At 68.0% G+C, this 24,702-nt stretch carries 25 protein-coding genes and 1 riboswitch; of the genes, 15 read left to right on the top strand and 10 right to left on the bottom strand.

Features of this window, described 5'->3' with window-relative positions:
• Positions 1 to 32: 32 nt before the first annotated feature.
• From ACYU7G_RS02855 to ACYU7G_RS02835, 5 genes are all read left to right on the top strand, one after another.
• Positions 33 to 2,315 carry a glycoside hydrolase family 3 N-terminal domain-containing protein gene (locus tag ACYU7G_RS02855; protein WP_461104559.1) on the top strand — a complete coding sequence of 761 codons (2,283 nt, stop codon included), beginning with the start codon at positions 33 to 35 and terminating at the stop codon, positions 2,313 to 2,315.
• A 117-nt stretch (positions 2,316 to 2,432) separates the two neighbouring features.
• Positions 2,433 to 3,296, top strand: coding sequence for an SDR family oxidoreductase (locus ACYU7G_RS02850; protein ID WP_461104557.1), 864 nt, complete (start codon positions 2,433 to 2,435; stop codon positions 3,294 to 3,296).
• A gap of 122 nt (positions 3,297 to 3,418) precedes the next feature.
• Complete coding sequence (locus ACYU7G_RS02845) at positions 3,419 to 4,198, top strand: HAD-IA family hydrolase (RefSeq protein ID WP_461104555.1); 780 nt, start codon at positions 3,419 to 3,421, stop codon at positions 4,196 to 4,198.
• 56 nt (positions 4,199 to 4,254) lie between these two features.
• A riboswitch (SAM riboswitch) is annotated at positions 4,255 to 4,368 on the top strand.
• Positions 4,369 to 4,400: 32 nt separating this feature from the next.
• On the top strand, positions 4,401 to 5,153 hold the full coding sequence (locus ACYU7G_RS02840) for a DUF3293 domain-containing protein (RefSeq protein WP_461104553.1): 753 nt from the start codon (positions 4,401 to 4,403) through the stop codon (positions 5,151 to 5,153).
• A gap of 390 nt (positions 5,154 to 5,543) precedes the next feature.
• The gene (locus ACYU7G_RS02835) at positions 5,544 to 6,221 is read left to right on the top strand and encodes a class I SAM-dependent methyltransferase (RefSeq protein ID WP_461104551.1); all 678 of its coding nucleotides are present in this window, start codon (positions 5,544 to 5,546) and stop codon (positions 6,219 to 6,221) included.
• Between the two features lie 107 nt (positions 6,222 to 6,328).
• Here the strand turns inward: ACYU7G_RS02835 and pepN are convergent, their stop codons facing one another.
• The 4 genes from pepN to ACYU7G_RS02815 form a co-directional block, all read right to left on the bottom strand.
• Complete coding sequence (gene pepN / locus ACYU7G_RS02830; protein ID WP_461104549.1) at positions 6,329 to 8,764, bottom strand: aminopeptidase N; 2,436 nt, start codon at positions 8,762 to 8,764, stop codon at positions 6,329 to 6,331.
• Positions 8,765 to 8,792: 28 nt separating this feature from the next.
• Complete coding sequence (locus ACYU7G_RS02825; RefSeq protein WP_461104547.1) at positions 8,793 to 9,593, bottom strand: hypothetical protein; 801 nt, start codon at positions 9,591 to 9,593, stop codon at positions 8,793 to 8,795.
• Between the two features lie 166 nt (positions 9,594 to 9,759).
• On the bottom strand, positions 9,760 to 11,661 hold the full coding sequence (locus tag ACYU7G_RS02820; protein ID WP_461104545.1) for a YhgE/Pip family protein: 1,902 nt from the start codon (positions 11,659 to 11,661) through the stop codon (positions 9,760 to 9,762).
• Positions 11,658 to 12,335: a hypothetical protein gene (locus ACYU7G_RS02815; RefSeq protein ID WP_461104543.1), complete on the bottom strand. Its 678-nt coding sequence runs from the start codon at positions 12,333 to 12,335 to the stop codon at positions 11,658 to 11,660. The genes ACYU7G_RS02820 and ACYU7G_RS02815 overlap by 4 nt, the downstream gene beginning before the upstream one ends.
• Positions 12,336 to 12,480: 145 nt before the next feature.
• Here ACYU7G_RS02815 and ACYU7G_RS02810 point away from each other — a divergent pair, with 145 nt between their 5' ends.
• Positions 12,481 to 12,885, top strand: coding sequence for a zinc-binding dehydrogenase (locus ACYU7G_RS02810; protein WP_461104541.1), 405 nt, complete (start codon positions 12,481 to 12,483; stop codon positions 12,883 to 12,885).
• A gap of 135 nt (positions 12,886 to 13,020) precedes the next feature.
• Here ACYU7G_RS02810 and ACYU7G_RS02805 read toward each other — a convergent pair whose 3' ends face one another.
• The 4 genes from ACYU7G_RS02805 to ACYU7G_RS02790 form a co-directional block, all read right to left on the bottom strand.
• Entirely contained in the window at positions 13,021 to 15,099 is a 2,079-nt protein-coding gene (locus tag ACYU7G_RS02805) for a glycoside hydrolase family 2 protein (RefSeq protein ID WP_461104539.1), read from the bottom strand.
• 2 nt (positions 15,100 to 15,101) lie between these two features.
• Positions 15,102 to 15,908 (bottom strand): carbohydrate ABC transporter permease, encoded by an 807-nt coding sequence (locus tag ACYU7G_RS02800; RefSeq protein ID WP_461104537.1) that lies wholly within the window; start codon positions 15,906 to 15,908, stop codon positions 15,102 to 15,104.
• Positions 15,909 to 16,013: 105 nt separating this feature from the next.
• Entirely contained in the window at positions 16,014 to 16,883 is an 870-nt protein-coding gene (locus ACYU7G_RS02795; protein ID WP_461104535.1) for a carbohydrate ABC transporter permease, read from the bottom strand.
• 64 nt (positions 16,884 to 16,947) lie between these two features.
• Positions 16,948 to 18,303: an ABC transporter substrate-binding protein gene (locus ACYU7G_RS02790; protein ID WP_461104533.1), complete on the bottom strand. Its 1,356-nt coding sequence runs from the start codon at positions 18,301 to 18,303 to the stop codon at positions 16,948 to 16,950.
• Between the two features lie 97 nt (positions 18,304 to 18,400).
• On the opposite strand from ACYU7G_RS02790, the gene ACYU7G_RS02785 reads away from it, so the two are divergent.
• The 3 genes from ACYU7G_RS02785 (at position 18,401) to ACYU7G_RS02775 (ending at position 20,280) form a co-directional block, all read left to right on the top strand.
• A complete protein-coding gene (locus ACYU7G_RS02785; RefSeq protein ID WP_461104531.1) occupies positions 18,401 to 19,405 on the top strand; it encodes a LacI family DNA-binding transcriptional regulator in 1,005 nt (334 codons plus the stop codon).
• A 228-nt stretch (positions 19,406 to 19,633) separates the two neighbouring features.
• Positions 19,634 to 19,888, top strand: coding sequence for a type II toxin-antitoxin system VapB family antitoxin (locus ACYU7G_RS02780; protein WP_461104529.1), 255 nt, complete (start codon positions 19,634 to 19,636; stop codon positions 19,886 to 19,888).
• Positions 19,885 to 20,280 carry a type II toxin-antitoxin system VapC family toxin gene (locus ACYU7G_RS02775; protein WP_461104527.1) on the top strand — a complete coding sequence of 132 codons (396 nt, stop codon included), beginning with the start codon at positions 19,885 to 19,887 and terminating at the stop codon, positions 20,278 to 20,280. Before ACYU7G_RS02780 ends, ACYU7G_RS02775 begins: the two co-directional genes overlap by 4 nt.
• Here the strand turns inward: ACYU7G_RS02775 and ACYU7G_RS02770 are convergent, their stop codons facing one another.
• Positions 20,281 to 20,721: a YybH family protein gene (locus tag ACYU7G_RS02770; RefSeq protein ID WP_461104525.1), complete on the bottom strand. Its 441-nt coding sequence runs from the start codon at positions 20,719 to 20,721 to the stop codon at positions 20,281 to 20,283.
• A gap of 361 nt (positions 20,722 to 21,082) precedes the next feature.
• On the opposite strand from ACYU7G_RS02770, the gene ACYU7G_RS02765 reads away from it, so the two are divergent.
• The 6 genes from ACYU7G_RS02765 (at position 21,083) to ACYU7G_RS02740 (ending at position 23,868) form a co-directional block, all read left to right on the top strand.
• Complete coding sequence (locus tag ACYU7G_RS02765) at positions 21,083 to 21,262, top strand: hypothetical protein (protein WP_461104523.1); 180 nt, start codon at positions 21,083 to 21,085, stop codon at positions 21,260 to 21,262.
• Positions 21,263 to 21,346: 84 nt separating this feature from the next.
• A complete protein-coding gene (locus tag ACYU7G_RS02760) occupies positions 21,347 to 21,757 on the top strand; it encodes a hypothetical protein (RefSeq protein WP_461104521.1) in 411 nt (136 codons plus the stop codon).
• Positions 21,758 to 21,838: 81 nt separating this feature from the next.
• A complete protein-coding gene (locus ACYU7G_RS02755; protein WP_461104519.1) occupies positions 21,839 to 22,288 on the top strand; it encodes a hypothetical protein in 450 nt (149 codons plus the stop codon).
• A gap of 14 nt (positions 22,289 to 22,302) precedes the next feature.
• Positions 22,303 to 22,893: a hypothetical protein gene (locus tag ACYU7G_RS02750; RefSeq protein ID WP_461104517.1), complete on the top strand. Its 591-nt coding sequence runs from the start codon at positions 22,303 to 22,305 to the stop codon at positions 22,891 to 22,893.
• Positions 22,890 to 23,249: a hypothetical protein gene (locus ACYU7G_RS02745; protein ID WP_461104515.1), complete on the top strand. Its 360-nt coding sequence runs from the start codon at positions 22,890 to 22,892 to the stop codon at positions 23,247 to 23,249. The genes ACYU7G_RS02750 and ACYU7G_RS02745 overlap by 4 nt, the downstream gene beginning before the upstream one ends.
• A gap of 40 nt (positions 23,250 to 23,289) precedes the next feature.
• Complete coding sequence (locus ACYU7G_RS02740; protein ID WP_461104513.1) at positions 23,290 to 23,868, top strand: T6SS immunity protein Tdi1 domain-containing protein; 579 nt, start codon at positions 23,290 to 23,292, stop codon at positions 23,866 to 23,868.
• A 189-nt stretch (positions 23,869 to 24,057) separates the two neighbouring features.
• On the opposite strand, the gene ACYU7G_RS02735 is transcribed toward ACYU7G_RS02740, so the two are convergent.
• Positions 24,058 to 24,690, bottom strand: a complete 633-nt coding sequence (locus tag ACYU7G_RS02735; protein ID WP_461104511.1) for a cysteine hydrolase family protein — start codon at positions 24,688 to 24,690, stop codon at positions 24,058 to 24,060.
• Between the last annotated feature and the right edge of the window lie 12 nt (positions 24,691 to 24,702).

Genomic DNA, 24,702 nt, shown 5'->3' with positions numbered 1-24,702 from the left:
CTTCCATCCCCAACGAACCGGAGAACCTCCAAATGGATGACATGGCCTACCGAAACCCGTCGCTGCCCGTCGAGGAAAGGGTCGCGGACCTGCTGGGCCGGATGTCCGTCGAGGACAAGGCCGGCCAGCTGACACAGTTCTTCTACTTCGGCGGCATGTTCGACCTGCCCGAGGACTTCAACCTCGACTCGCTGCCGCCCGAGCACCGGGCCTTCGTGGAGCAGCCGGCCATGGTGAAGCAGGCCGTGCGGGCCGGCCGGGCAGGCTCGCTGCTGTTCGTGAAGGACCCCGCCCTGGCCAACCAGCTGCAGAAGATGGCGGTGGAGGAGACACCCCTGGGCATCCCGCTCCTCTTCGGCTACGACGTGATCCACGGTTTCCGCACCGTCTTCCCCGCGCCCGTCGCAGTGGCGGCCAGCTGGGACCCGCAGGTGGCCGAGGACGGCCAGGCCGTCGCCGCCCGCGAGGCCCGGGCCGCCGGCATCCACTGGACGTTCGCACCCATGGTTGACATCACCCGTGACGGCCGTTGGGGCCGCATCATCGAGGGTGCCGGCGAGGACCCGTGCCTGGGGTCGGCCATGGCGGCTGCCCAGGTACGTGGCTTCCAGGGGGACCTGGGACCCGAGAATGTCATCGCCGGGCCGAAGCACTTCGCCGGCTACGGCGCCAGCCTCGGCGGGCGTGACTACGACGACGCGGACATCTCCGACGCCGAACTCCACAACGTCTACCTGCCACCGTTCAAGGCGGCCATCGACGCCGGCGCCGGCAACATCATGAGCGCCTACATGGACCTCAATGGTGTCCCGGCAAGCGCGAACAGGTGGCTGCTGACTGACGTGCTGCGTGACGAGTACGGGTTCGACGGCTGGGTGGTCAGCGATGCCAACGCCGTCCGCTCGCTGGAGGTGCAGCACTTGGCGAAGGACCTCACCGACGCCGGTGCCCGCGCCCTGGCGGCCGGGTTGGACATGGAGATGGCCATGTTCGAGCCAGCCTTCGACAACCTGCCCGCAGCCCTCGAGCAGGGGTTCATCACCGAGGAGGCCCTCGACAAGGCAGTGCGCCGGGTGCTGGGGGCCAAGTTCCGGATGGGCCTGTTCGAGAACCCCTGGGCCGACGAGGCCGAGGCCGCCACAGTGCTCGGGCGCGACGACCACCGCGACGCCAGCCGGAACGCAGCGGAGCGCAGCGTCGTGCTCCTGAAGAACGACGGGGCCCTGCCGCTGGCCGCCGGCACGAGGCGCATCAGCGTCTCCGGCCACCTGGCCGATTCCGCCCGCGACACCCTCGGGCCCTGGGTCTTCGCGCACCACCTGGACGAGACCGTCACCATCCTCGACGGGATCCGGACCCGCGCCACCGACGCCGAGGTGGACCACGTCTCCGCCACCGCAGTGCCGCAGCGCCTGACGACATCGATCTTCGACCAGCAGGAGACCAGCCCGCTCCCCTCCACCCCAGAGGACTTCGACGCGGCCGCCGAGCTGGCGCGCGCCGTCGAGAGCGCTCGGGGGGCCGACGTCGCCGTCGTGGTGCTGGGACAGCCGCAGAACATGATCGGGGAGAACGCTTCGACGTCCACGCTTGACCTGCCGGAGGACCAGGTCGAACTCCTGAAGCACGTTCACGCCACCGGCACCCCCACAGTCGCGGTGGTGATGACCGGGCGGCCGGTGGACCTGCGCTGGGCCGAGGAGAACGTCGACGCCATCGTGCAGGTCTGGTATCCCGGCACCTGTGGCGGCGAGGCCGTGGCCCGCGTCCTGTTCGGCGACGTCTCCCCCGCCGGCCGGCTGCCGTTCACGTGGCCTCGCCACGTGGGCCACGTCCCCATCCACTACGCGCACCACCGTACGTTCGCCCCGCAGGACCAGGACAAGCGCTACTGGGACGAGCCGAGCACACCGCTGTACCCGTTCGGGCACGGCCTGACCTACTCCACATTCGAGTACTCCGGTCTGGAGGTGACGGAACAAGTCGCAATCGGGAACACGGCCGAGGTCCGGTTCACCGTGACCAATACCGGCGAGATGGCCTCAGACGAGGTGGCCCAGCTCTACATCCACCAACGACACGGCACCTCCGCCCGCCCTGTGCGCGAGCTCAAGGGATTCGAGCGACTGCACCTCGAGCCCGGGGAGTCGCGCCAGGTCACGCTCCCGTTGGGTCCGGACCAGCTGCGCTACTGGAGCGCCGTCACCCGTGACTGGATCCAGGACGCCACGACGATCGACGTCTTCGTGGGCGGTGACTCGACGGCAGAGTTGACGGCCTCGTTCGAGGTGACCGGTCCCGCGCCCGCCGCTTGAGCGACGCCGAATGCGAGCACGTTCGGCCTCGGCTGGGTGACTACGAAAGTAGTGACTTCACACTACGGGAGTAGTAGGATGGCCTCCTCGGCACCATCGTCGGGAAGGGGGCACACCATGGCAGCAGCACTGGTTACGGGAGCGAGTCGGGGCATCGGGGAGGCCATCGCGCTGCGCTTGGCGGGCGCGGGCTGGCAGGTGTTCGCGGGAGTGCGGGAGCACGCCGACGGTGAGCGCCTCGTCGCGCGGGACGCCCGGATCGAGCCGATGGAGTTGGACATCACGAATGAAGCGCACCTTGCCGCACTCCCCTCCCGGCTGCCGGAGCGGCTGGACGCCGTGGTCAACAACGCGGGCATCGGGGTGCTCGGCCCGGTGGAGGCCGTGGCACCGGCGGACTGGCGGCTGCAGTTCGAGGTGAACGTCGTCGGGCAGGTGGCGGTCACGCAGGCGGTGCTGCCGCGGTTGCGGGCGGCGCGGGGCAGGATCGTGTTCATCTCGTCGTCCGGTGGTCGGGCGGCGGTGCCGATGGAGGGCGCGTACTGCGCGTCGAAGTTCGCGCTCGAGGGCCTGGCCGACGCGCTGCGGCTGGAGCTGCGCCCGTGGGGAATGAGGGTCTCGGTCGTGGAGCCGGGCCCCACGGCCACGGAGACCTGGACCGACGTCGGCACGTTGATCGACGACGCGGAACGGCGCATGTCGCCAGCCCATCGCGACCTGTACGCGGGGCACGTCGCAGGCCTGCGGAAGGTGGTGGGCAGCCTCGACTCGCTGTCCATGCCGCCCGACGGCGTCGCCAAGGTGGTGGAGCGCGCACTGACGGCCCGGCACCCGCGGGCGCGCTACCTCATCGGACTGCCGGCCAAGTCCATGGTGGCGATCCAGGCCGTCCTGCCGACGTCGGTCAACGACGCCATCGGCGCACGGATCAACGGACTGAAGCCTCTGCCCGAGCGGACGGAGCCCAGCTTGCTTCCGTAGACTGGGGCCATGGCGCCCGAGGTGGAGCATCCCCCCACCGCCCTGGACGAGACCAAAGCCGCGCTCGTCACGGCGGCCACTCGGCACGCGACCGCCCCGTCGATCCGGAGGGGGCGACGGACGTGATCACGCTGATCTTCGACTGCGACGGCGTGCTCGCCGAGACCGAGCAGCACGGCCACCGGCCCGCGTTCAACCAGGCCTTCCGCGAGTTCGGGCTGCCCGTGTACTGGTCCGAGCAGGACTACGCGGAGAAGTTGAAGATCGGCGGCGGCAAGGAACGCATGGCGGGCGACCTCTCGACGGAGATCTGCACCGACCACGGCTACGCCGGCCGCAGGGGCCGCAAGACTCTGATAGAGCGGCTGCACGAGCGCAAGGTGGCACTGTTCCAGCAGCGCGTGCAGGCCGGCGAACTGCTCCCCCGGCCGGGCATAAGGCGCCTCGTCACGGCGGCCCTGGCGAAGAAGTGGACGGTGGCCATAGCGTCCACTGCGACGGAGTCCTCGGTGCGAGCGGTCCTGGCCAGCACCGTCGGCGAGAAGGCGGCCGGCGGGTGCAAGGTGTTCGCCGGGGACATCGTCGCGCACAAGAAGCCGGCCCCGGACATCTACCTGAAGGTGGTGGCCGAGCTTCGGCTGGACCCGGAGCAGTGCCTCGTCATCGAGGACAGCGCCCGCGGCTGCCAGGCGGCGATCGGGGCGGGGCTGACCACCGTCGTCACCCCCAGCGTCTACACCATGGGCCAGGACTTCACCGGCGCCGCCAGGGTTCTCCCCCACCTGGGCGACCCCGACAACCCCATCCCCGAGACCGCCGACGCCGGGGACCTGGCCGGCCGCTGCGTCGAGCTCACCGACCTGCGCAGCATCCTGCGCCACCACGGCCACGGCCACACCTGACCGGCCGGGCTCCCCCCAACTGGACTTGTCAGTGGTCCCTGCCATACTCCTGGGCAGGTCAAGAGTTGCGGCCAGAACTCCTCGGGGTGGTCGCACAGCAACCGGAGCCGCTCCGGTGCTTCCCGAGGAAGACCCGGCCTCCGCAGACCGCGAGAGGTCAAGCGGCCTCGTTCCAGCGAGGCTCGGAACGAGGAGTTCTCCCATGTCCCCACAGCCCATCCCCGGCAACAACTCCGGCACCGTCCCGGGAGACCAGATCCCCATCCCGGTGCCCCCGCGCCGTGGCAACCCCGACGGTGCGCGCCGGCTGCTGCAGGCGGTCAGCAGGTCCCGCTCCTACAGCGAGAACGTGATCCGAATCTGGCCCGGCGGGCTCGAGCAGCCGGCAGTGGACCTGGTCCCCTGCCCCGGCGAGGAGGCCCAGCGCCCAGGCGTCGTCTTCCCCGGGAACGAGGAGGTGTTCGTCGTAGCCGGGGTCGCCCCGCCGGGCAGCCCCGCCACCCGCATCGAGGCCGGCGGACACCTGCTCCGCCTCCAGCAGAAGCTGGACGAGCTCGGCTGGGACTGGCGCCCCACCGTCGCCAGTTCGCCCGACCGGCAGTGGGTGGAGGGCGGCGCGCTGGTCCTCGGCGTCACGGCGAGCGACGTCGCCGGGCTGGCCGCGCTCCAAGGCCAGCCCGCGGTGCTGTGCTGGGACGAGACGGGCCTCACACCCGTCCCCACCGCCCCGGACCACGAACCCGACCCGACGCCGGTTCCGGTCCGACTCACGCCTGCGCGGACCGGCTGCCCGCTCCGCGGGGGCGGCGACGACGTGTGCCAGGTCTACGGCGGGGATTGGACCAGCGCCTCCCGACTCGCGCTCTCGCCTGGCAGGAGCACAGGGAACTGCTGTTGGCCGCGTTCGGGTGCGGCGTCTGCCACGGCGAGGGAGGCGCGAGAATGGTCGGGGTGACCTGTGCACCCCGTCGCGCGACGGTGGCTGGGCTCGGGCAGCACCGGGGCCATCCGGGCGACCACGGGACTGAGCCACCCGCGCCGCCGGTGGCCAGGTGCAGGTGCCGCAACCACACGGACACCGGGGGCCCATCCGGAAAGCTCGGTTCCCGGATGCGCCCCCGTGCGTCACCACAGGCGTCGGCGTCAGCGCGATTCCTCCGCCACCGCGTTGCGGCCAGCGATGCGGCCGAAGGCGATGCGCTCCGCGAACAACCTGATCCTCACCCGCGGTCCCGGAGCACCGGAACCCGGACAGCCCTGGCGGCGGCCGCAGGACTCGGCCCGGCGGGAGGTACCGGATTCCGGACTCCCGTCCGGCGCTGGCCGGCGGGGCCAGAATTGTCGGATGGTACTGCGAGGACTGGGCGCCACCCGCGCGGGCGCCGGAGCTGCCGAAGCCCTGCGAAGGTTCAACGCCCGACACCCCTGGAGCCACAACGACCACTTCCACAGCTGGATCGTCGCGAACCTGCCGGAGGGCCGCTCGTCCGCGTTGGACGTCGGCTGCGGGCGCGGTGAACTGGCGTGGAGGCTCTCGTTCCACTTCGAACAGGTGCTGGCCGTCGACGTCGACGAGGACATGCGCGCCGCGACATCCGGGCGGTGTGCGGCCGTGGACAACGTGGCGGTCCGCGCCACCGAGCTCAGGGACCTCGAGGGCCCCTTCGACCTCATCACGATGGTGGCGGTGCTGCACCACCTCGACGTCGAGGCCGCCCTGCGCCATGTCCGCCGGTTGCTCGCACCCGGCGGCAGGTTCCTCGTCGTCGGGCTCGCTGCGGCTTCCAGCCGCCCGGCGGACCTGCTGTGGGACGCCGCCGCCATCGTCACGAACCCGTTGATCGGCTACGTGAAGCACCCTTGGCCCCAGCCGGTGCTGGATGCCCCTGAGCCCTTCCCCGTCAAGGATCCCGAGCTGACCTTCGACGAGCTCCGCGTCCTGGTTCAGCGAGTCCTACCCGGCGCCGAGATGCGGCACCGGCTGGGATTCCGGCACACCATTGGTTGGACGAAACCCCTCTAGCTCCCCGCACCGACCGGGAGTCGGCGCACGGGGCGTCGCCAGCGGCTGGCGGTGCCGGGGGCGCTCGAGGCTGCCGTGCCGGCCGGGATCATGGACGCTTCGCGAGTTCACCCGATTCGCCGGGACAACTCGTCGGCCAGGTCCCCGACACGGCGACGCAGCGGGGCTGCCAGTTCCTCGTCAGCCGCCAGCGCCTGCACTTGGGTCAGGAAGTCCCGCTGCAGCGCGATTATGGGGAAGAACGCCTCGGCGACGTCGGCGAGAACCCAGCCGGAGAACACCCCGGCGGTGGCCGGCAGTTCGTCCAGGTAGCGCTGCACGTACGGGGCGGTCAGTTCCTCCTGCCCGCGCTGCCAGAAACCCTGGCCGATGGCCTTCAGTTCGTAGTTGGAGGCGGCCTCCTCCCCGGTGAACCGCTGCCAGGCCCATGCCTTGTGCTTCGGATCGGGCAGGCTGGCCCTGGCCCGTGCGTACTCCACCCGTGCGGTTGCCGTGGGTTCGGACTCGAACTCGGCGAGGAGTGCAGCTTCGTCGGTCTCGCCGAGTTCGGCGAGGCGAACGTTGATGCGCCAGCGCAGGTCCTCATCCAGTTCGAGGCCCGACGGCAGGTCGTCCTTGCCGAGCCAGCGGCGGAGGCGGTCGGCTTCGCGGCTGGACGAGACGAGCGCACCGAACGCGGCGAGCTGCAGGGTGCTGCCGGCCAGGGCGGCGTCGAGGATCTGGGCGGCGGATTCCTGGACGACGTCCTCGACGGCAGCCGGTTCGGCGACGGCACGCAGGCGTCCGAGGGCCCATCCGCTCAGCACGCCCACCGCGTCGTCGTCGCGCTCGCCGGGCAGTCCGGCTGCGAGGACGGTTAGGGCGTCGTCGGCGGAGACGGCCCCGGCGTGGACGCCGCTGCGCACCGCGTTCCAGATTCCGGCGCGGAGCATGGGGTCGTTGGTTTTCGGGAGCAGCGCGGGCAGTGCGGCGAGGGTGTCGGCGTCGGGGACGTTGCGGCTCCAGGAGTCCTCGAACGGGTCGACGATGACGGCTGCACCCGGCGCCACGTCGAAGGGCGTCGGTTCGGCGCCGAGGCTCACGGTCTGGGTGTTCCACTGCTCGCCCGGGGCGGCGGTGGCGACCCGGACGGTGTGCTGCCGGTCGGCCGGGTACTCGTCGGGGGTGCGGCGCACGAGGGCACCGGTGGCGCGGTCGTAGGCAAGCTCGTCGACGCCCGCGGTGCGGAGCCATCCCTGGATGAAGCCGCTGAGGTCACCGGCGCCGGCGCGCTCCCACGAGGCGAACAGGTCGCCCATGGTGGCGTTGCCGAAACGGTGGCGGGTGAAGTGATCGACGGCACCGGCAAGGAAGACCTCGTCGCCGAGACTGGCGGCGAGCTGCTTCAGCACGCTGGAGCCCTTGGCGTAGGAGATGCCGTCGAAGTCCTGGAGCGCGCTGGCGGCGTCGCGTGCACCGTTGCCGGCGACGGGGTGGGTGCTGGGGCGCTGGTCCGCCACCAGTCCCCACTGACGACGGCGGTGCGCGTTGTGCACCCAGGCGTCGCTGAACTCGGTGACGTCGGCAGCCACGCGGTTACCCATGTACTCGGCGAACGACTCATTGAGCCACAAGTCATCCCACCACACCGGCGTGACCAGGTTGCCGAACCACTGGTGAGCCATCTCGTGCGCGATGGTGACTGCCCGCTGGATGTGTGCGCCGCGGGTGGCGCGGCTGGTGAAGACCATAGGGTCGCGGAACGTGACGCAGCCAGGGTTCTCCATGGCGCCCGCGTTGAACTCCGGCACGAAGGCCTGGTGGTAGTCGCCGAACGGGTAGCGGATGCCGAAGAGCCGGTGGAACTCGTCGAAGCACTGCTTGGTGACGGTGAGGATCTCCGGGGCGTCGGCCTCGAGGTTCTTCGCGATGCTCTGCCGCGCCGACAGGCCCAGCCTGATGCCGTCGTGCTCGTCGGCGATGTGGTGGTACGGGCCGGCCACCAGCGTGACGAAGTAGGTGGACAGCGGCTGCGTCTGCTCGAACTGCCACACACCGTCTCCGATGTGGGCTCCCGGCGCGTTGCCAGTGACGGTCCAGTCCTTCGGGGCCTTCACCGTGAAGGTGTAGGGGGCCTTGAAGTCGGGCTGGTCGAAGCACGCGAAGATGCTCGGGGCCGCGTCCATGAAGCTCATGCCGTAGACGTAGCGACGCCCATCGGCCGGGTCCACGTGGTGGTGCAGGCCTTCTCCGTCGACGCGGAACGGCATGACCGCCTCGACAACCAGTTCGTTCTCCCCCTCGCTGGCCGGCACCGGGAACCTGCCCCGGGCCAGCGCTGAGACGTCCATGTCGGACCCGTTCAGCCGCACCCTCCTCAGCGAGACCGGCTTCACGTCCAGGAATGTGTCTCCACCCGTGTTGCGGAACCGGATGGTGCTGCGTGAGGTGAATGTGTCGTCGCTCGAATCGAGGTCGAGGTCGACTGCGTAGTCGAGCACCTCCAGTTGCGCGGCCCGCGCCTGCGCCTCTAGCTGTGTCAGGGACTGCACTGAGTTGCTCACGGCATCCAGACTAGGCGCCGGCCACGGCTCAGAAGGGGTGGGCCGCCGTCGCCAACGGGTCGGCTCCGGTGAGGGAGACCTGGCGCCAGTCGAGCCGCGCGGCACCTGCGCGGGGCTCGAACTCCACAAGCATCGTGTGCGGAGTCTCGACCAGCCGGAGTTCAGCGATGAAGACTCCGTCACGCCACCCGCCGCTGGCGGCGACGGCCACCTCTGCTCCCCGCTTGGTGGGCCAGTTCGAATCGAGCTGGCGCCCGTCACCGAACCGGGTGACCAGTCCCCCATCCGGGTGGTCAAATGTGAGGACGTGACCGTCGTCTCCGGGTTCCTGCGTGGCGGAGCTGAACGCTGCGGGCAACTGCGACGCCGGGTCCCTCGGGAGTGTGAGGGCGGTCCGTCGCTCCTGTCCGGCCAGGGGCGGGTGCTGGAGGTCGGCCAGACGGCTGGCGAGTTCGACGTCGGCGTCGGGGTCCGGTGCGGCGTCGATTGCTGGGATGAGGTGCTGCCAGAGCAGGTCCAGCACCTCCGCCATGTCGGAGACCTCGGAGGTGATGGCCACCGCCACGTCGTGCTCCGGGAGCACGATGGCGAACTGCCCGAAGGCGCCGTCGCCGCGGTAGCCGTGGCGCTGGCTCCAGAAGGAGTAGCCATAGCCTCGGGACCAGTCGCCGACGTCGTCGCCTCTCCAGAGCTGCTTGCGCATCTCCAGCCACGTTCTCAGCACACCCGACCAACGGTCCGGCGAGAACTCGACCCAGCCGAAGACCGCCAGCCCCGCCGCCGGATGGCCAGAATCATCGGCGTAGATCATCCGCTCCAGGCTCGGCACCGACTGTCACTCCTCTCGCCCCGCCCCGGGGCCGCGGTCCAACGCTGGCGAACGGTCATGCTTGTGAGGCTGATCCATCAGCAGCCCGCGACCACCGCCTGGATCTCGCCGCTACGGACAGTGCTCGTGACGGCAGCCAGACATCGGCTCGACACCGCAGCGAGGGTCAGCCGATCAGGCTGGGCGCCAGGTCCCGCATGGTGCGACGGCGGACCATGCGGGCGACTCCCAGCATCGTCAACACCAGGCCGCCCAACAGCCAGGCCAGGAGGACGGCGTAGTCTGCGGCGACCCGGCCCAAGTCCCCGCCGTACATGAACTGGCGCATGGCGTCGACGACGAAACCCATGGGCAGCACGTGGTGCAGCGCGGCGAGCGGCTCGGGCAGCGTCTGCCAGGGGAACGTGCCACCGGCGGTGACCAGCTGGAGCACCATGAACACCAGCGCCAGGAACTGCCCGACGCTGCCCAGCCACACGTTCAGCGCCATGATGATGGCGGTGTAGGTGAGCGAGGCCAGCACCATGGTCCCCAGCGTCTCCCACGGTTTCTCGAAGCTGAACTGCAGCACGAAGGACAGCACCAGGAACAACCCCACCATCTGCAGGGCACCCAGCGCGGCGGGCGTGGCCCAGCCGCTCAACGTGATCCGCACCGGCGAGCGCAGGGCGGTGATGGCGCGCTTCGAGACGGGCTTGACGATCAGGAACAGGGCGTAGATGCCGATCCAGCCGGCCAGCGCCGCGAAGAACGGGGCCAGGCCCGCGCCGTACTGGCCCGCCGCGGCGAGGTTGCCGGTGTTGACGTCAACCGGGTCCGCGATCACGCCGGCCTGCAGCTCTCGCAGTTCGTCGTCGGTGAGCGGGATCTCGGAGGCGCCCGCCACCAGCCCGGAGTGCAGCGCCTCGGCGCCGTCGGCCAGCTCCCCCAGCCCGGTTGCCAGCTCGCCGATCCCGTCGCCCAGCGTGACCGTCCCGTCGGACAGGGTGAGGGCACCGTCGTGCAGTTGTCCGACGGCGTCGTCGACGGTGACCGCGCCGGCACTGACGTCGGAGGCGCCGTCGGCCACCTGCTCGGCGCCGTCGGAGAGCTGGTCGATCTGCGAGACCGCCTCCTGGATGCGCGAGTTGCCGTCCTTCAGGTCCGCGTCGAGGGGGTCGAGGAGGGCCACCACCTCGGCGGCCTCCTCGGGGGTGAGGCCACGCTCGAGGAGGCGGTCGGTGATGTCCTGGCGGATGGTGGGCAGGGCATCGATTGCGGTCTGGGAGGCGCTTCCGGCGGTGTCGGCGTAGCCGCGGATGGTGGCGACGCCGTCGGCCACCTGGCGCGCGCCGTCGGCCACTTGGGCGCTGCCGTCGACGAGGGTCGCGGTGCCGTCGCCCAGCTCGCCCAGTTTGCCGGCGAGGGTGGCGGCGCCGTCGGAGAGGTCGGTGGCGCCGGCGGACAGCTGGGAGGTGCCGTCGATGGCGGAGGCAACCCCGTCGGAGAGCTGCGACGCGCCGTCGGCGGCCTCCGCGATCTTGGTGCGCACGGTGCCCAGGCCGGTCAGCATGCGGGAGGCGGCCTCCTTGTTGACCAGCTCCGTGACCTCGCGGCGGATCTTCTCCACGGCCTGCGAACCGATGGTGGAGGCGAGGTAGTTGTTGGCGTCGTTGGTCTCGAGCGTAATCTCGGCGCGGCGCGGGTTCTCGGTGCTGCCGGAGACGAGGGCCTCGGAGAAGTCGGCGGGGATGGTTACGGTGAAGTCCACCTCTCCCTCATGGAGGGCCTGCGCTGCGACGGCGGCGTCCATCAGCTGCCAGTCGAAGGCGTTGCCGGCGAGCAGTTCGTCGGCCACTCCCTGGCCGTAGTTCTGCGCCTCGGTGCCCTCGGTGGCGGCGACGCCCTCGTCGGCAACCACGAGCGCTACCGGGATCTCGTTCAGGCGCGCGTACGGGTCCTGGTTGGCCCACAGGTACAGCCCGCCGTACAGGACGGGAACCAGCATCAGCGCCAGGAGCGCGAGGACGGCCATGGGGCTGGCGGTGAGGCGGCGCAGCTCGGCCGCGATCATGGCTGGGGTCTTCATCGCGTCAGGGCCTCCTCGTCGGAACGGGCACGGCGCGGGCGCGCCGTTGGTGGGGTGCCGTCGTCACCGCCGGCCTCGGCCCGGGGAGCGACGCCCTCCAGCACCGAAGCCGACGCACCGCCAGCGATCACCAGCACGGCCAGGCCGCGCTCGCCGAACTCGGCGGCGATGTCCCACCACTCGAACGGGGTGCCACCGTGCCGGTCGGGCGAGACCAGCACGATCCCCTCCACGCCCTTGCGCAGCGCGGCGAGTTCCAGCAGCAGCCGCACCCGGTCCCGAGGGCCCACGTCGGCGATGCTGCGGTTGCGCAGGCCGGACATGCCGAGCCCCTTCAGGAACGCACGCGCGGCCACGCGGTTGGAGAGACGGCCGGCGAACATCAGCTCCTCGGCCACCACAGCCCAGGTGGCGACGTCCGGCGCCGGGTCGCACACCGCCGGAGCGTCCACCAGTGCCACGCGGCGCCGGATGCGGGTGCGGGCGTCGTCGACCTCGCCGTCGACGAGGATGCTGCCGTGCTCCGGCGCCATCCGTCCCGACGCCAACAGTCCCAGCACCGTCGGCCGCTGCTCCGTCTCCGCCGCGGCCAGCCGGGCCGTGCCCGACTCGAACGCCAGGCTCGTCGCCGCGAAGCTGCTGCCCTTGGTCACGTCCCGCAGTTCCACCCTCATGCCCTGCAACCTCCCAGTCCCTGCCGTCGCGAACGGCGCCGACGACTTTACCTGCCCGCCCCCCCCCAGGACCCGGTTCGCGGCGTTCGACCGTCGGCAGAACCAGCAAGCCAGCGCGCTCGTTGCACCACTTCAAGAGAATGAAGTGGCAGTCGGATTCGGTGCGGGCCGGGCGTTCACCGTCGGGCAGGACGAGGTCCCGTCCGAGGAGTACGACGTCGTGTACGAGTGCTCCGGGGTGCCAGCGGCCATCAACACCGCGCTGCTGGCAGTGCGTCGGGCAGGGGTGGTGATGCAGGTGGGCATGCTGCCGAACGCACCCGTGGGAATCAACCTGGCTCCGCTGGTGAGCAAGGAGGTGGCGTTGAAGGGCAGCTTCCGGTTCAACGACGAGATCGACGAGGCCATCACGTTGCTGGCCCAGCGCCCGGAGATCACGTCGATAATCACCCACGTCGTGCCGGTGACGGACGTGGAGAAGGCATTCGCACTTGCCAGGGACTCCCAGGCGTCCGGGAAGGTCGTGGTGTCGCTCTGGCTGGATGACTGAGCGACGCTGGGTCTCGAGGGTCCGGCTCCCTCCCCGGGGCTCCCGACATCGTGGTGACAGGTGTGAACGACACGCCTCGTAGAGGAACTGGCGATCCCGGGCGAGGCGTGTCACTCACGTCTGTCACCAGGCCTGTTACGAGGTGCGGGCACCCCGACGGTTGCGCGGCTCCACCTCGGCTGCATCGAGGAATGCCCGCGCCACGACGCTCCCGTCCGAATCCTCGGCCCAGATCAACAAGCGGCCCGCCCCGGTACGGGCGGGCACAGTCAGCCCGACGGTCACCGAGAGCCGGAACGGCTCGACGAGGACGGCGTCAGTGCTGGAGCTGGCCGTGACATCGGAGACCGCCATCGTCACGCCTGCACGGCCCCAGACGCAGTGCACAGTCAGGGACAAGGGAGCCTTGCCGTGGTGCGAGACAGCCACTCCCAACTCGAACTGGCTGACCGGCACGGCAATGTCGGCGCCGGCCTCACTCGGCACCATGTCCAGTACCAACACCGTCTCGGCGTTCACATCGGCGGGGTTGCAGCCTCCCCAGTCCTTTGCCCGACGGTCGGCTGTGAGCAGTCCCGCACACTCGTGCTCCACATCGGCGAACTCCGTGTAGACGTAGCCCGCGTACCGGTCGTGCCGGCGCAGTTCCTGGGTTTCCCAACGCAGGTGCCACGCCCGTTCCAGGCTGGTGAATCCCTCGCCGTACTCACTGTTGAGGATGGGCACGCCGGTCCGGGGAAAGTCATCTGAACCGTAGAAGGACTTGTCCACCACGAAGTCGGGCCCAAGGCGAACGGGGAAGGTCTCGCGTTCCCCGCTCGCCAGGTCCGCAATCGTCTGCTTCCAAACGGCTAGGTCAGGTTCGTAGTAGTGCCAGTCCACCAAGTCGCTCTCCACGTGCGCCCAGCCAGAGTTCTCCACGATGGGGCGGGTGTCATCCAGGGCTCGCAGCACGCGATAGGCCTGCGCGGCCACCGCAGCCCTTTCCGGGCTGCCGGGGATGTCCCAGTCCAGTCCCCACTCCTCGTTGTAGAGCCCCCAGATGACGATGCTGGGGTGGTTTCCATCACGCTCCACCATGGGCTGCAGCTGGGCCTCGAACGCCGCCACTGCCTCCACGGAGAATCGGCTTGGGCATGCCGGTTCCGCCCACACCAGCATCCCGGCCCTGTCAGCCTCGTTCAGCCAGATGGGATCCTCGAACTTCAGGTGCTTGCGCATCAGGTTGTACCCCAGACCGTCAGCCAGCTCGATGTCCTTGCGGAGCGCGTCCGCTGTGGGGGCCGTCAAACCGGACTCGGGCCAGTAGCCCTGGTCCAGCACCCCCCGCACGTACAGGCGTTCACCATTGAGGAACAACTCCTCACCGCGCGTCTCGATGCGACGCAGGCCAGTGGTGGCGACGACGCGGTCCGCGGCCTCGCCGTCGCCAACGGTGACCTCAACCCGGTACAGGTGCGGGTCCTCCGGGCTCCAGAGCCGAGTGTTCTCAAGTTCTAGCCGCCCGGCGCGGTCACCGTCACCAATGGCCGTCAGCTCGACAGTGACGCCATCCACCTGGGCCTGCGCCACGGCGTTGGCGACGTCGTCGCCCTGAAGCCGGACCATGACGTCGATGCCGGTCAGGGAGTCACCACGAAGTTGGACGGACTCTGCGTAGGTTCGGCCTCGCGCCTCCAGCCACACGGACTGCCAGATGCCGGAGGTGGGGGTGAAGCAGACGCCGTCGTAGTCGGCGCGTGGGATCGAGCGCTGCTTGCCGTGGGCGATGCTGCGCTTGTCAGCGGGCGCAGTCACCTCGACAGCGAGCTCAGCCGGGGTGCCGGGAAGGAGGTGCTCTGTCACATCAATCTCGAACGAGTCGTAGCCGCCCACGTGCTCGCCGACTTCGAGGCCGTCGACGCTGACCGTGGCATGATGGTGGACAGCACCGAAGTTGAGCACGACGCGTCGGCCCTGCCAGGAGGTGGGTACGGTGACCGTGCGGCGGTACACGGCGTGCTCCAGCCAGGTCCAGCCAATCCCGGACATGGGGGTCTCCCAGGCAAAGGGCACGGTGATCTCGGCCCGCTCCCCGTCAGCCTCGAAGTTCCACTGGCCGTTGAGGCTCAGCCACTGCTCGGAGCGGTCACGGTCCGGCCGCGGGTACTCCGGGCGAGGGACGGCGTCGAGCTCGTGCGCCGGGACGGAGGAGTTGGTGTGGGATTGGTACACGTTCAGCCTTTCACGCTGCCGGCGAGGATGCCGTTGATGAAGTGACGCTGGAGCACGATGAAGAGCACCAGCAGGGGGATGAGCGCCACAGAACTGGCGGCAAGGAGCTCGCCGGTCACCGTTGCGTAGTCAGCTCCGACGCGGTTTCCGGTGATGTTCTGGGCCAGGGTGGAGAGCACCACCTGGAGGGTGGCCATCTGCTCGGAGCTTGCGACGATGACTGGCCAGACGAAGTCGTTGTAGATGTTCATGATGGTCAGCACCGCAAGGCCGGCCAGACCCGGCCGGATCACGGGCACGATGACCCGCCAGAAGATGCCGAACTCACCACAGCCGTCCACACGGGCGGCATCCAGCAGTTCATCGGGCACGGCCGAGATCACCTGCCGCATCCAGAAGATGGCGAAAGCGTCGACGGCGCCCGGCAGGATGAGAGCCTGGTAGGTGTTCACCCAACCGAGCGCCTTCATCTCCAGCAGCAATGGGATGATCAGCACAATGGTTGGCAGCATCAGCGTGACCAGCACTGCTCCGAAAATGATGTTCTTCCCGACGAACTGGTACTTGGCGAAGGCGTAGGCGGCCAGCGGCGCGCAGAAGAGCGTGATGGCGCCCTTGAACACCAGCACGATTCCGGTGTTCATGAACCCATGCCAGATGGGGACGTCGGCGAACATGTTGATGAAGTTGTCGAGGGTGAGCGTGGTGGGGTCGAAGCCCAGCGGATCCCGGATGATGTCATTCGGGTGCTTGAACGAGGAGACGATGGCCCACACCACGGGTGCGAGGAAACCCACCAGAAGCGCCATGAGGAAAACGTGTGCGCCCAGCTGGAGGTGACGAGCTGGCCTGCGCCCACTTCCGGCAGCCACTGACGTCGCCGGTTGCGTGGGCGGGGATGAGATGGTCATGGCTCAGTCCTGCGCCTTCAGTAGTCGGACGAAGAACAGCGAGAGCACCATCACCAGGATCACCAGCAGGAACGAGTTGGCGGCGCCGGTGCCAAGATCCCCACGGGTGATGTGGTTGTACAGGTAGTAGCCGGCGGTTGTCGTGGAGTTGTAGGGGCCGCCTTGGGTGACAACGAACGGTTCTGCGAACATCTGGAAGACAGCCAACGTCTGCAGTACGACCGCGAACATCATGGTCCGACGGAGCAGCGGCACGGTGATGCTCCAGAGCTGCCGCAGCCGGGATGCGCCGTCGAGTTCGGCTGCCTCATATAGCGCGGCGTCGATGGACTGAAGTCCCGAGAGCAGGATGATGACGATGAATCCAGTGGTCTTCCACAGGAACAGCAGTGCCAGCGTGGGTTTGGCCCACAGGCTGGTGGTGAGCCAGCCGATCTCCGGGATCCCGAATATCCCGAGCATTGCGTTGACGGCGCCGTAGCGCTGGTCGAACAGCACCACCCAGATCTGGGCCACTGCCACCAATGGGGTGACGAAGGGAACGATGAAGGAGATTCGGTACAGCCCTGTCAGCTTCAACCGGGCCGAGTTCAGAAGCACGGCCACCACTACAGCCAGAACGATCTGGATGGGGACGATCAGTAGCCACAGCACCGCGGAGTTGCCCAGCGAGTTCCAGAAGGCATCGCTGGTGAGCAGGTAGCTGTAGTTTCCCCAACCCACCCACTCGGCGGCACCGGAGCCACGCCAGTTGGTGAAGCTGAGCCGCGCGGTGAAGATCAGCGGGTAGACGCTGAACGCCAGGAAGACCAGCACGAACGGGAGGACGAACAGGTACGGGGCTCCCAGCCGTTTCAGTCTTGCTCTGCTCATCCGGCGACGCGTGGGCGCCGGTGCCGCGAGCGGGAGGGTTGTGGAAGTCATGCCGTCGGGCCCGTCACTGCCTGTCGATCAGGTTGGTCTGGATTTCCTCAGAGGAGTTGCTGATTACCTCCGCGGGAGTCATGTCGCCGTCGAGCATCCGTTGGATGTCGTTGCCCAGGTAGTCGACGGCGCCGTTCCACCACGAGGGGATGGCGGTACCGGCCGGGATGCCGGCTCCTGCGGACGTAGCGACGGCCCAGAGATCCTGTCCGCCCAGTGCCTCGAGCGGCTGGAACAGCGGCTTGGCGGGATCTGCGGCGGGCAGGTAGGCCGGGATGGAGGTGTTCAGGCCTGTGGGGTAGATGTCGTTCTCTCCCCAGACAGCGGTGTAGCCAGCCTCGTCGTACATCAGGAACTCGTAGAACAGCCACGCCAGTTCCGAGTTGGCACCGTCCTTGGGCAGGACGAAGGAGGCACCGCCCATGGCACCGCCGCGGGCGCCGCCGGCCTCCCAGGCTGGCAGTTCCATGGCACGCCAATCGCCGCTGGTCTCTGGGAGTAGCTGCTGAGGGGCGAAGTCGAACCAGATGGCCCACGGGTAGAACACCTGGCTGCCGTTCTCCAGTTCCGCGATGTCGGTTGGACCGAGGTACTCCGCACGGGTGCCGAGGTTCTCTGCGCGGACCGTGTCAAGGAAGGTGAGGATCTGCTCGTACTCGGGGCTGTCCAGCCTGAGCTGCCCCTGGGCGTCGCCGATGGAGGTACCCAGTTGGCTGGCATACATCTCCAGCTGGAGCTGGCCCAGGAACGGGCTCTGCTCCAGGTGGATCGGGCCGGATTCCGGCTTGAACGCCTGGTAGGCGCGCGCTGCCTCCAGCAAATCGTCGTAGGTCTCGATCTGCGTGGCGTCGATGCCAGCAGCCTCCAGGGCCGTGGCGTTGTAGAACAGCAACCCAGGGTTCAGGTCATACGGCACGCCGTGCAGCGCGCCATCGACGGTGGTGGCGTCAATCTTCTGCGGTGCGATGTCAGGAAGGTACGGGGCCAGCACGTCACTGAGGTCCCACAGGTGGTCCGCATAGCTGCTGACCAGGGCGTCGTCGAGGAAGACACCATCAGGTACGTCGGTTCCGGTGATGAGGGTGTTCTGCAACTTCGCGTTGATGTCCACGGCCTCGTGATGGACGGTGATATCCGGGTACTTCTGGTTGAAGTCGTCGATCACGCCTTCGAACACCTCATAGAGGTCACCGGAGCGGTCCCAGATGGTGATCTCTCCGGACGGGTTCTCTGACGATGGTGCCTGCAGGCGGTCCGAACTCGGCTCGTCGCCGCCAGTGATGTCTGGGCCGCAGGCCGAGAGCAGCAGTGCGGAAACTGCACCGACCGCGACCAGGCGGGCACCCCGCCGGTTCCAGTTGCGTTTCATGGACACTCCCTTGTGTGCTGGGCTGGCACTCATTTGCCAACGTATGCAAAAGCGTACTCGACAATTTGCCAACGTTGCAAGGCCTATGATGGAACGCATGCCTGCAACCCTGCGTGACGTCGCTGAGACGGCTGGCGTTTCCGTGCGCACCGTCTCGAACGTGGTCAGCGGCTACGCGCATGTCAGCGACCGCATGCGCGAGCGCGTCCTCAAGGCCATCGCCCAGCTGGACTACCGTCCCAACCCCGTCGCCCGGACCCTCCGGACTGGCCGGACCGGCATGCTGGCCCTCGTCGTCCCGGAGATCGACGTCCCGTACTTCAGCCAACTGGCCCGCAACATCATCGACGCCGCCGCCGAGGAGGGCTACCGAGTGATGGTGGACCAGACCGGCCATGATCATGAGCGCGAGAAACAACTCCTTCTGGGTGGGGACCGCACCATGCTCTTCGACGGCATCCTCTTCAGCCCATTGGTCACTCGCGCCGAACTACTGGAACTGAAACGCGCCACCACCATGCCGTTGGTGCTTCTGGGAGAACACGAGTACGACGGCAGGTTTGACCATGTCACCATCGACAACGTCGCCGCAGCCCGGGATGCGGTGAACCACCTCCTCGCGTCAGGACGGACGCGGATTGCAGCCATCGGTACACAGCCCAAGGAGGAGTACGCAACCCCGCGCCAACGCACCGCTGGCTATGAGGAGGCGCTGCGCTCAGCCGGCCTTGCGGTGGATCCAGAGCTGATCCGCCCCTCGTCAAACTACAGCCGCGCCGGCGGCTACCAGTCAGCCCAGGAACTGCTGCCACTGCGCCCCGACGCCATCTTCTGCTACTCCGACCTGTTGGCAATGGGCGCCATCCGCGCCATCTTCGACGCCGGATTGAGCGTGCCCGAAGACATCGCAGTGATCGGGATCGACGACATCGAAGAGGGGCGGTATGCCAAACCGTCGCTGAGCACCGTCGCCCTTGACACACCTTTCATCGCCCGAGAGGCGGTTCGAGCTATCTCCGCACGAATAGCCGATCCCGAAACCGAGCCGAGTCAGCGCATTGCGCCACATCGCTTGTTTCAGCGTGAGAGCACCGCCACCTGATCCACCCGCTGGTTCCGGGCGCAATGCTCACTGTCGCGACCTCGGACACCCCGGAGTCCAGACCTCGTGGTGACAGGCCTGAGAGACACGCCTCGTGCGAGCCATCCAGTGCCCGGTAACGGGCTTCCGTTCACACCTGTCACCAGACCTTCGCCTCAACGCTCAAATGCCGTGCAGCCGCCACCGAATCCACCATCGATGGTGGAATTCTTCCTATAAGGTTGGGCCATGGCGCTCAACATCAAGGACCCGCAGACCGACGCACTCGCCCGCCGGTTGGCAAATGAAACTGGTGAGAGCATCACCGTGGCCGTGCGCATAGCCATGGAGGAGCGGCTGGACAGGATCCAACGGGCAAACCGCGTGAAGAAGCGACGTCCCGGGCTGGACCGCTACATCGAACGCGCCCGGGCCCGGAGGATCCTGGATGACAGGTCGTCCGACGAGATCCTCGGCTACGACCAGAGCGGACTGCCCACATGATCGTTGACACGTCAGCCCTGATGTCAGTCATCCTCGGCGAGCCAGACGCGGAGCACCTACTGTCCTTGATGAGTGGCGCCAATGAGCTGGCTGTCTCGGCGGCCACGCTGGTGGAGGCCGGGATCGTCGCCGAGGCCAAGGGTGGCCACGAAGCCGCCGACGACCTCCAGGCACTGCTCGCGGACCTGGAATGCTCGGTGGTCCCGCTGGACCAGGAGCAGTCCCTGGCCGCACTGGAAGCGTGGCGACGCTTCGGCAAGGGCCGCCACCCCGCCGCGCTGAACCTTGGTGACTGTTTCGCCTACGCGGCGGCGAAGGTGGCGGGTAGACCACTGCTGTACAAGGGGCAGGACTTCAGCCAGACCGACATCGCCGCGGCAACCGGAATGTGATCAGTCGAGCTGCTCCGGCTCCACCGGATCTTCATCGTCCTCGTCATCCTCGAGGTCCACGGGGATGGACGTGTGCTCGTGGACGAGCAGCCACTGCTCCTCGAACCGCTGGAGGACGAAGGTGGCACGGACCTCCAGCTCGACCTCCTCGTCGGCGCCGAGGATGGTGCCCTCGTACTCGAGGTGGGCGTTGATGACGGCAAGATCCTCCGACTCGATGATCTCGACGTCCTCGAAGTCGCACTCGGCCTCGCCGTCGCGCTCGAGGGAACCGAACCAGCCCTCCACCTGGATGCGCCATGCGGCCTTGTCCGGGTACTCGTCGGGGACGGCGGCGTCGAAGACACGGACGTCGTCGGCGTAGAGCGCAAGGAAGGCCTCGACGTCGAGGGCCTCATAGGCGGAGATGTAGGCGTCGATGAACTCGCGAGGGGTGGACATCTTCTGCTCCTGGGAGTGCGGGGTTCCCGGCCGGGAACCATTGCACGAAACGCTATCCCGGGCAGGCCTGACAGGCAGCCGAACGCATTGCCGGCACCCAAGCATTCACCAGCTGTTCACCTTGCAGCTCTCGGGCGACGTCGCCTCCAGGGTTGCCGACGCCGCCCGCGGGCATCCGACTCCTCACTGCTGCTCGCCGCCCCAGCCCGGGTTGCCTCCGCCCTGGCGGCACGGCGCTCGGGACATGTTGACACCGCAAGACGCTGTGCAAGCACTAAGCGACTACTTTCGGGAGCATCCTCCGCGACTGAATGGTGAACTGCATTTCACGGGAGCGTGGTCGGAAGATGATCGCGACTACATGCCCGTCTGGGGAAGCCGAGAGTTCCTCGTCGAGGGACGTGAAGCGTTCGCGAGATGGGACAACCTGGCCTACTTCGTCGACAAGCAGACCGGCGAGGTTCGCGCTGAGGTATTCAGCGCGAGCTTCGACAAGATCGGCGACATGACCGACTTCTCTGCGGAGGGCACGAAGGCGTGACGATCTCTGCCGGGGTGGACGAGTTCCTCGCCGCCGTTCCTCGACTGACCGGAGCCGATGTCGGCGCGATTGCTGGAGGCCAGGGTGCCTGATGCGGTGATGCCTGCCGGGCTCTACGTGCGCATCGGTGCCGCGGAGTACCGCGTCATCCGAGCCGGCGGGTGGGCGCTGTGGTCACCGAAGCCGGCGACCGGCTTCGCGAAGGTCGCCGGTGTCCGCGGATACGTACGTTCGATCGCTCCTGGCGAGCGGCTCGACTGCTACCGCGTCGCGCAGCGCGGCACGTACCGCGACGTGCCGGTCACGGTGTATCCGAGCAGTGAGGGTCGGGTCATGGTCACCTCCCGCGACCCCAGAGCGGTCGGCTTGGGATTCGACCCGGCGGAGCGGCAGGAGTGGGTGAAGGTCGCGCAACCGTCCGATCCGCACCTGCGCTTCACGACGACCCGCACACCGGAACGAGCCCCGTGGGCTGACCGGGAACCCGGCGGCTAGCCGGTCGGGCAGGACGGCTGCTCCGCGCGCTGCTCGCGATCGACGGGCTCACCCACGCCAACCAAGAGGAAGTGCAGACGGATGACAGCTCATGCTGAAGAGAAGATCCTGCGAGAGCTGATCAGTGGTTGGGTCAGTGTCGGATCGGAGTACGTGCGTGGCGTTGAGGAGATCGACGCGCTGTACTTCTACGCTTCCTCTGAGTCCGGCGTGACCTACGCGAACCTCTATGTCGAGCAAGCCGGCGTGGTGAAGTTCCCGGGCGATCTCGACGGGCTGGCGGCCGACACATCCCGTGTCAGGGCACTCCATGACGCGGTGTACTCGGATCTGCGCGCCGCCGAGGCTGCGTTCGCGGCAGTAGACGTTCCGGCGCCGACCGAGTACCGGGTCTCGTATGTGCTCGAAACGGGTGCACTCGACGTCGAGCTGTCTCGAGCGAGCAAGTTTCCCCCGGAGGGGGAGAAGGACCCGATGGAGGACGGGATCTTCGAGTGGCTGGGCAACCGCGCCCCCAGACTCCCGTTCTGAATGAGGACCGAAACATGGACTTGACCCCCGAGCAGTCACGTTTGGCTGAACTCGCGAAGGCGGTGCTTGCGCCTCGCTTCCCGGATGCAGAGCTGAAAACGGTCGCCCTCCCCGACGATGGAGCCGTGTACGTATATCCCGAGATGCGCGGCGGTGGGGTGCTCATCGTCGGCCCGGACGAATCGATGCTCTTCGCGGCATCGTCGATTCCGGTCGAGACTGCGCTCGCTGAGTATCGGAACGGGCGGCGCAGCGTATCCGTCCTTTCGAGAACCGCTCATGATGTCGTCCGCATCTCGCGGCGGATCCTCTTGACACCGCAAGATGCTGAGCGCGCGCTGCGCGAGTACTTTCGTGAGCATCCGCCGAGCCTGAACGGGCAGTTGCATTTCACGGGTGCGTGGTCGGAGGACGATCAGGACTACCTGCTGACCTGGGGGAGTCGAGAGTTCCTCGTCGATGGTCGCGAAGCATTCGCCCGCTGGGACAACCTCGCCTATTTCGTCGACAAGCAGACCGGCGCGGTGCGCACGGAACTGTTCAACGCGAGTTTCCGCAAGATCAAGCAGATGACCAAGCACTCTGCGGACGAGGCGAAGGCGTGACGATCTCTGCCGGGGTGGACGAGTTCCTCGCTGCCGTTCCTCGACTGACGGGTGCCGATATCGGTGTCGTGAGGGCGGCGGCGCTGGAGATCGGACCACCCGCGCGCAAGGAAGCCCGACGCGCATTGAAGCTCTCAGCTGCGGAGAAGAGTTCGCTCGAGAAGCGCGCACGCGATGCTGTCAGACAGATGGACCTCACCGGTGGCGTGGCAGCTGTTGGCGCCGATGCGGTCACGTCGGTGCTTTCGGCCACGAACGCGATCGCCTCGCGTCACAGCCTCACAGCCGCGCAATACGCCGCGTTGACGGGACCGTTCGCAGGCTTCGACGTGCCGATCCCCGCGTTCGACGCCTGATCGAGCCACACACCTTCCTCATCTCTCACAAGGAGCCCTGATGCCCACGTTCATCGAATTCACCCCGGTCGCACCGATCTCCGAGGAGACGATCGCGCGGTTCGCGCCCCAGGTGCCCGACAAGGTGGTTGCTGCGTGGCGTGAGCACGGGGCCGGATTCGTCGGTTCCGACGGGTACGTCCGCTTCGTGGACCCCGCGCGGGCCGCGCAGATGCTGGAGGGCGTGTTCGGCCTGCCCAAAGGTGCGACGGTGCTGTTCGCGAGCGCGCTCGGAGATCTCATCGTGCATGCCAAGGGGCTGTACCTGGTCATCAAGGCACGGTGGGGCGCGATCGACATCGTCGCCGATCACGCGTTCGAGCAGCTCGTGCAGCGCTTGGAGGATCCCGCGGTGCGGGCGACCGCACGGGAGTGGGAGCCGTATCCGGATGCCCGAAAGCGAATGGGCGTGCCGGGGTTCGAGGAGTGCTTCGGCTTCGTGCCGCTGCTCGCGCTCGGCGGGCGGTCGTCGGCCGACAACCTGCAGCCGGGCGGCCTCTACGAGCACCTGGCCGTGATCGCGAGCATGGCAGGGATGCCGCAGACTCGACGTATCCTCACCTTCGAGCCGACGACCTGACCGCCGGGTCACCACGTTTGCCGGCCCGATGACGCCGAAAGATGCTGGGCGCGCGAGTTCCTCGCCTCCGTTCCTCGACTGACCGGAGCCGATGTCGACGCGATTGCCGGGGGCCAGGATGCCTGATGCGGCACCATCGTGGGCCAGTCAGTGCTCATGCCCCGGACCGTAGGCGACGGCGAGTTCGCGTCAGTAGCCGCGACTCGAGTCTGTCACCTCCGCGCCGGAGAGTTCGGCCACGAACTCCTTGCCCGTCATGGGGCGGGAGAACATCGGGTAGTCGTACTTGATGGCGTTGGCATGCTCCTCGTTGCTGGTGGCACCCACGCAGTCGGTCAGGGTCACGACGTCGTAGCCGCGCTCGTAGGCGCTACGCATGGTGGACTCCACGCAGCAGTTGGTGAGGAACCCACCGAGTGCGATCCGGTCGATCCCCTTGCTGCGCAGGATGAAGTCCAGGTTGGTGCTGCCGAAGGCATCCAGTCCGCGCTTGCCCTCGATGATGATGTCCTCGTCGGCCGGCTTCATCTCCTCGGTGATCTCCGCACCCCAGCTGCCGGCGACGAAGGCGTTGGACTCCACCACGCCGGAGAGGATGCCGTAGGGGTGGTTGGTGATCTCCTGGTAGCCCTCCTTGAAGCTGATGGGGATGTGGATGATGGTTGCGCCAGCGTCGCGTGCGGCCTGCATCACCTCGCTGGAGTTGGCCAGCATGTTGGTCTCGGCCATGTTGGCCTCCACGGCGCCGTGGAGTGCGCCGCCGCTGGTGGTGAAGTCGTTCTGGTACTCGATCAGGAGCAGTGCGGTCTTGCCGTTGGCCATCGGAGATCCGTG

The organism is Tessaracoccus terricola (assembly GCF_054776555.1).
The sequence above is the reverse complement of the archived record's forward strand: the minus strand, read 5'-3'. Positions and strand labels throughout refer to the sequence as shown.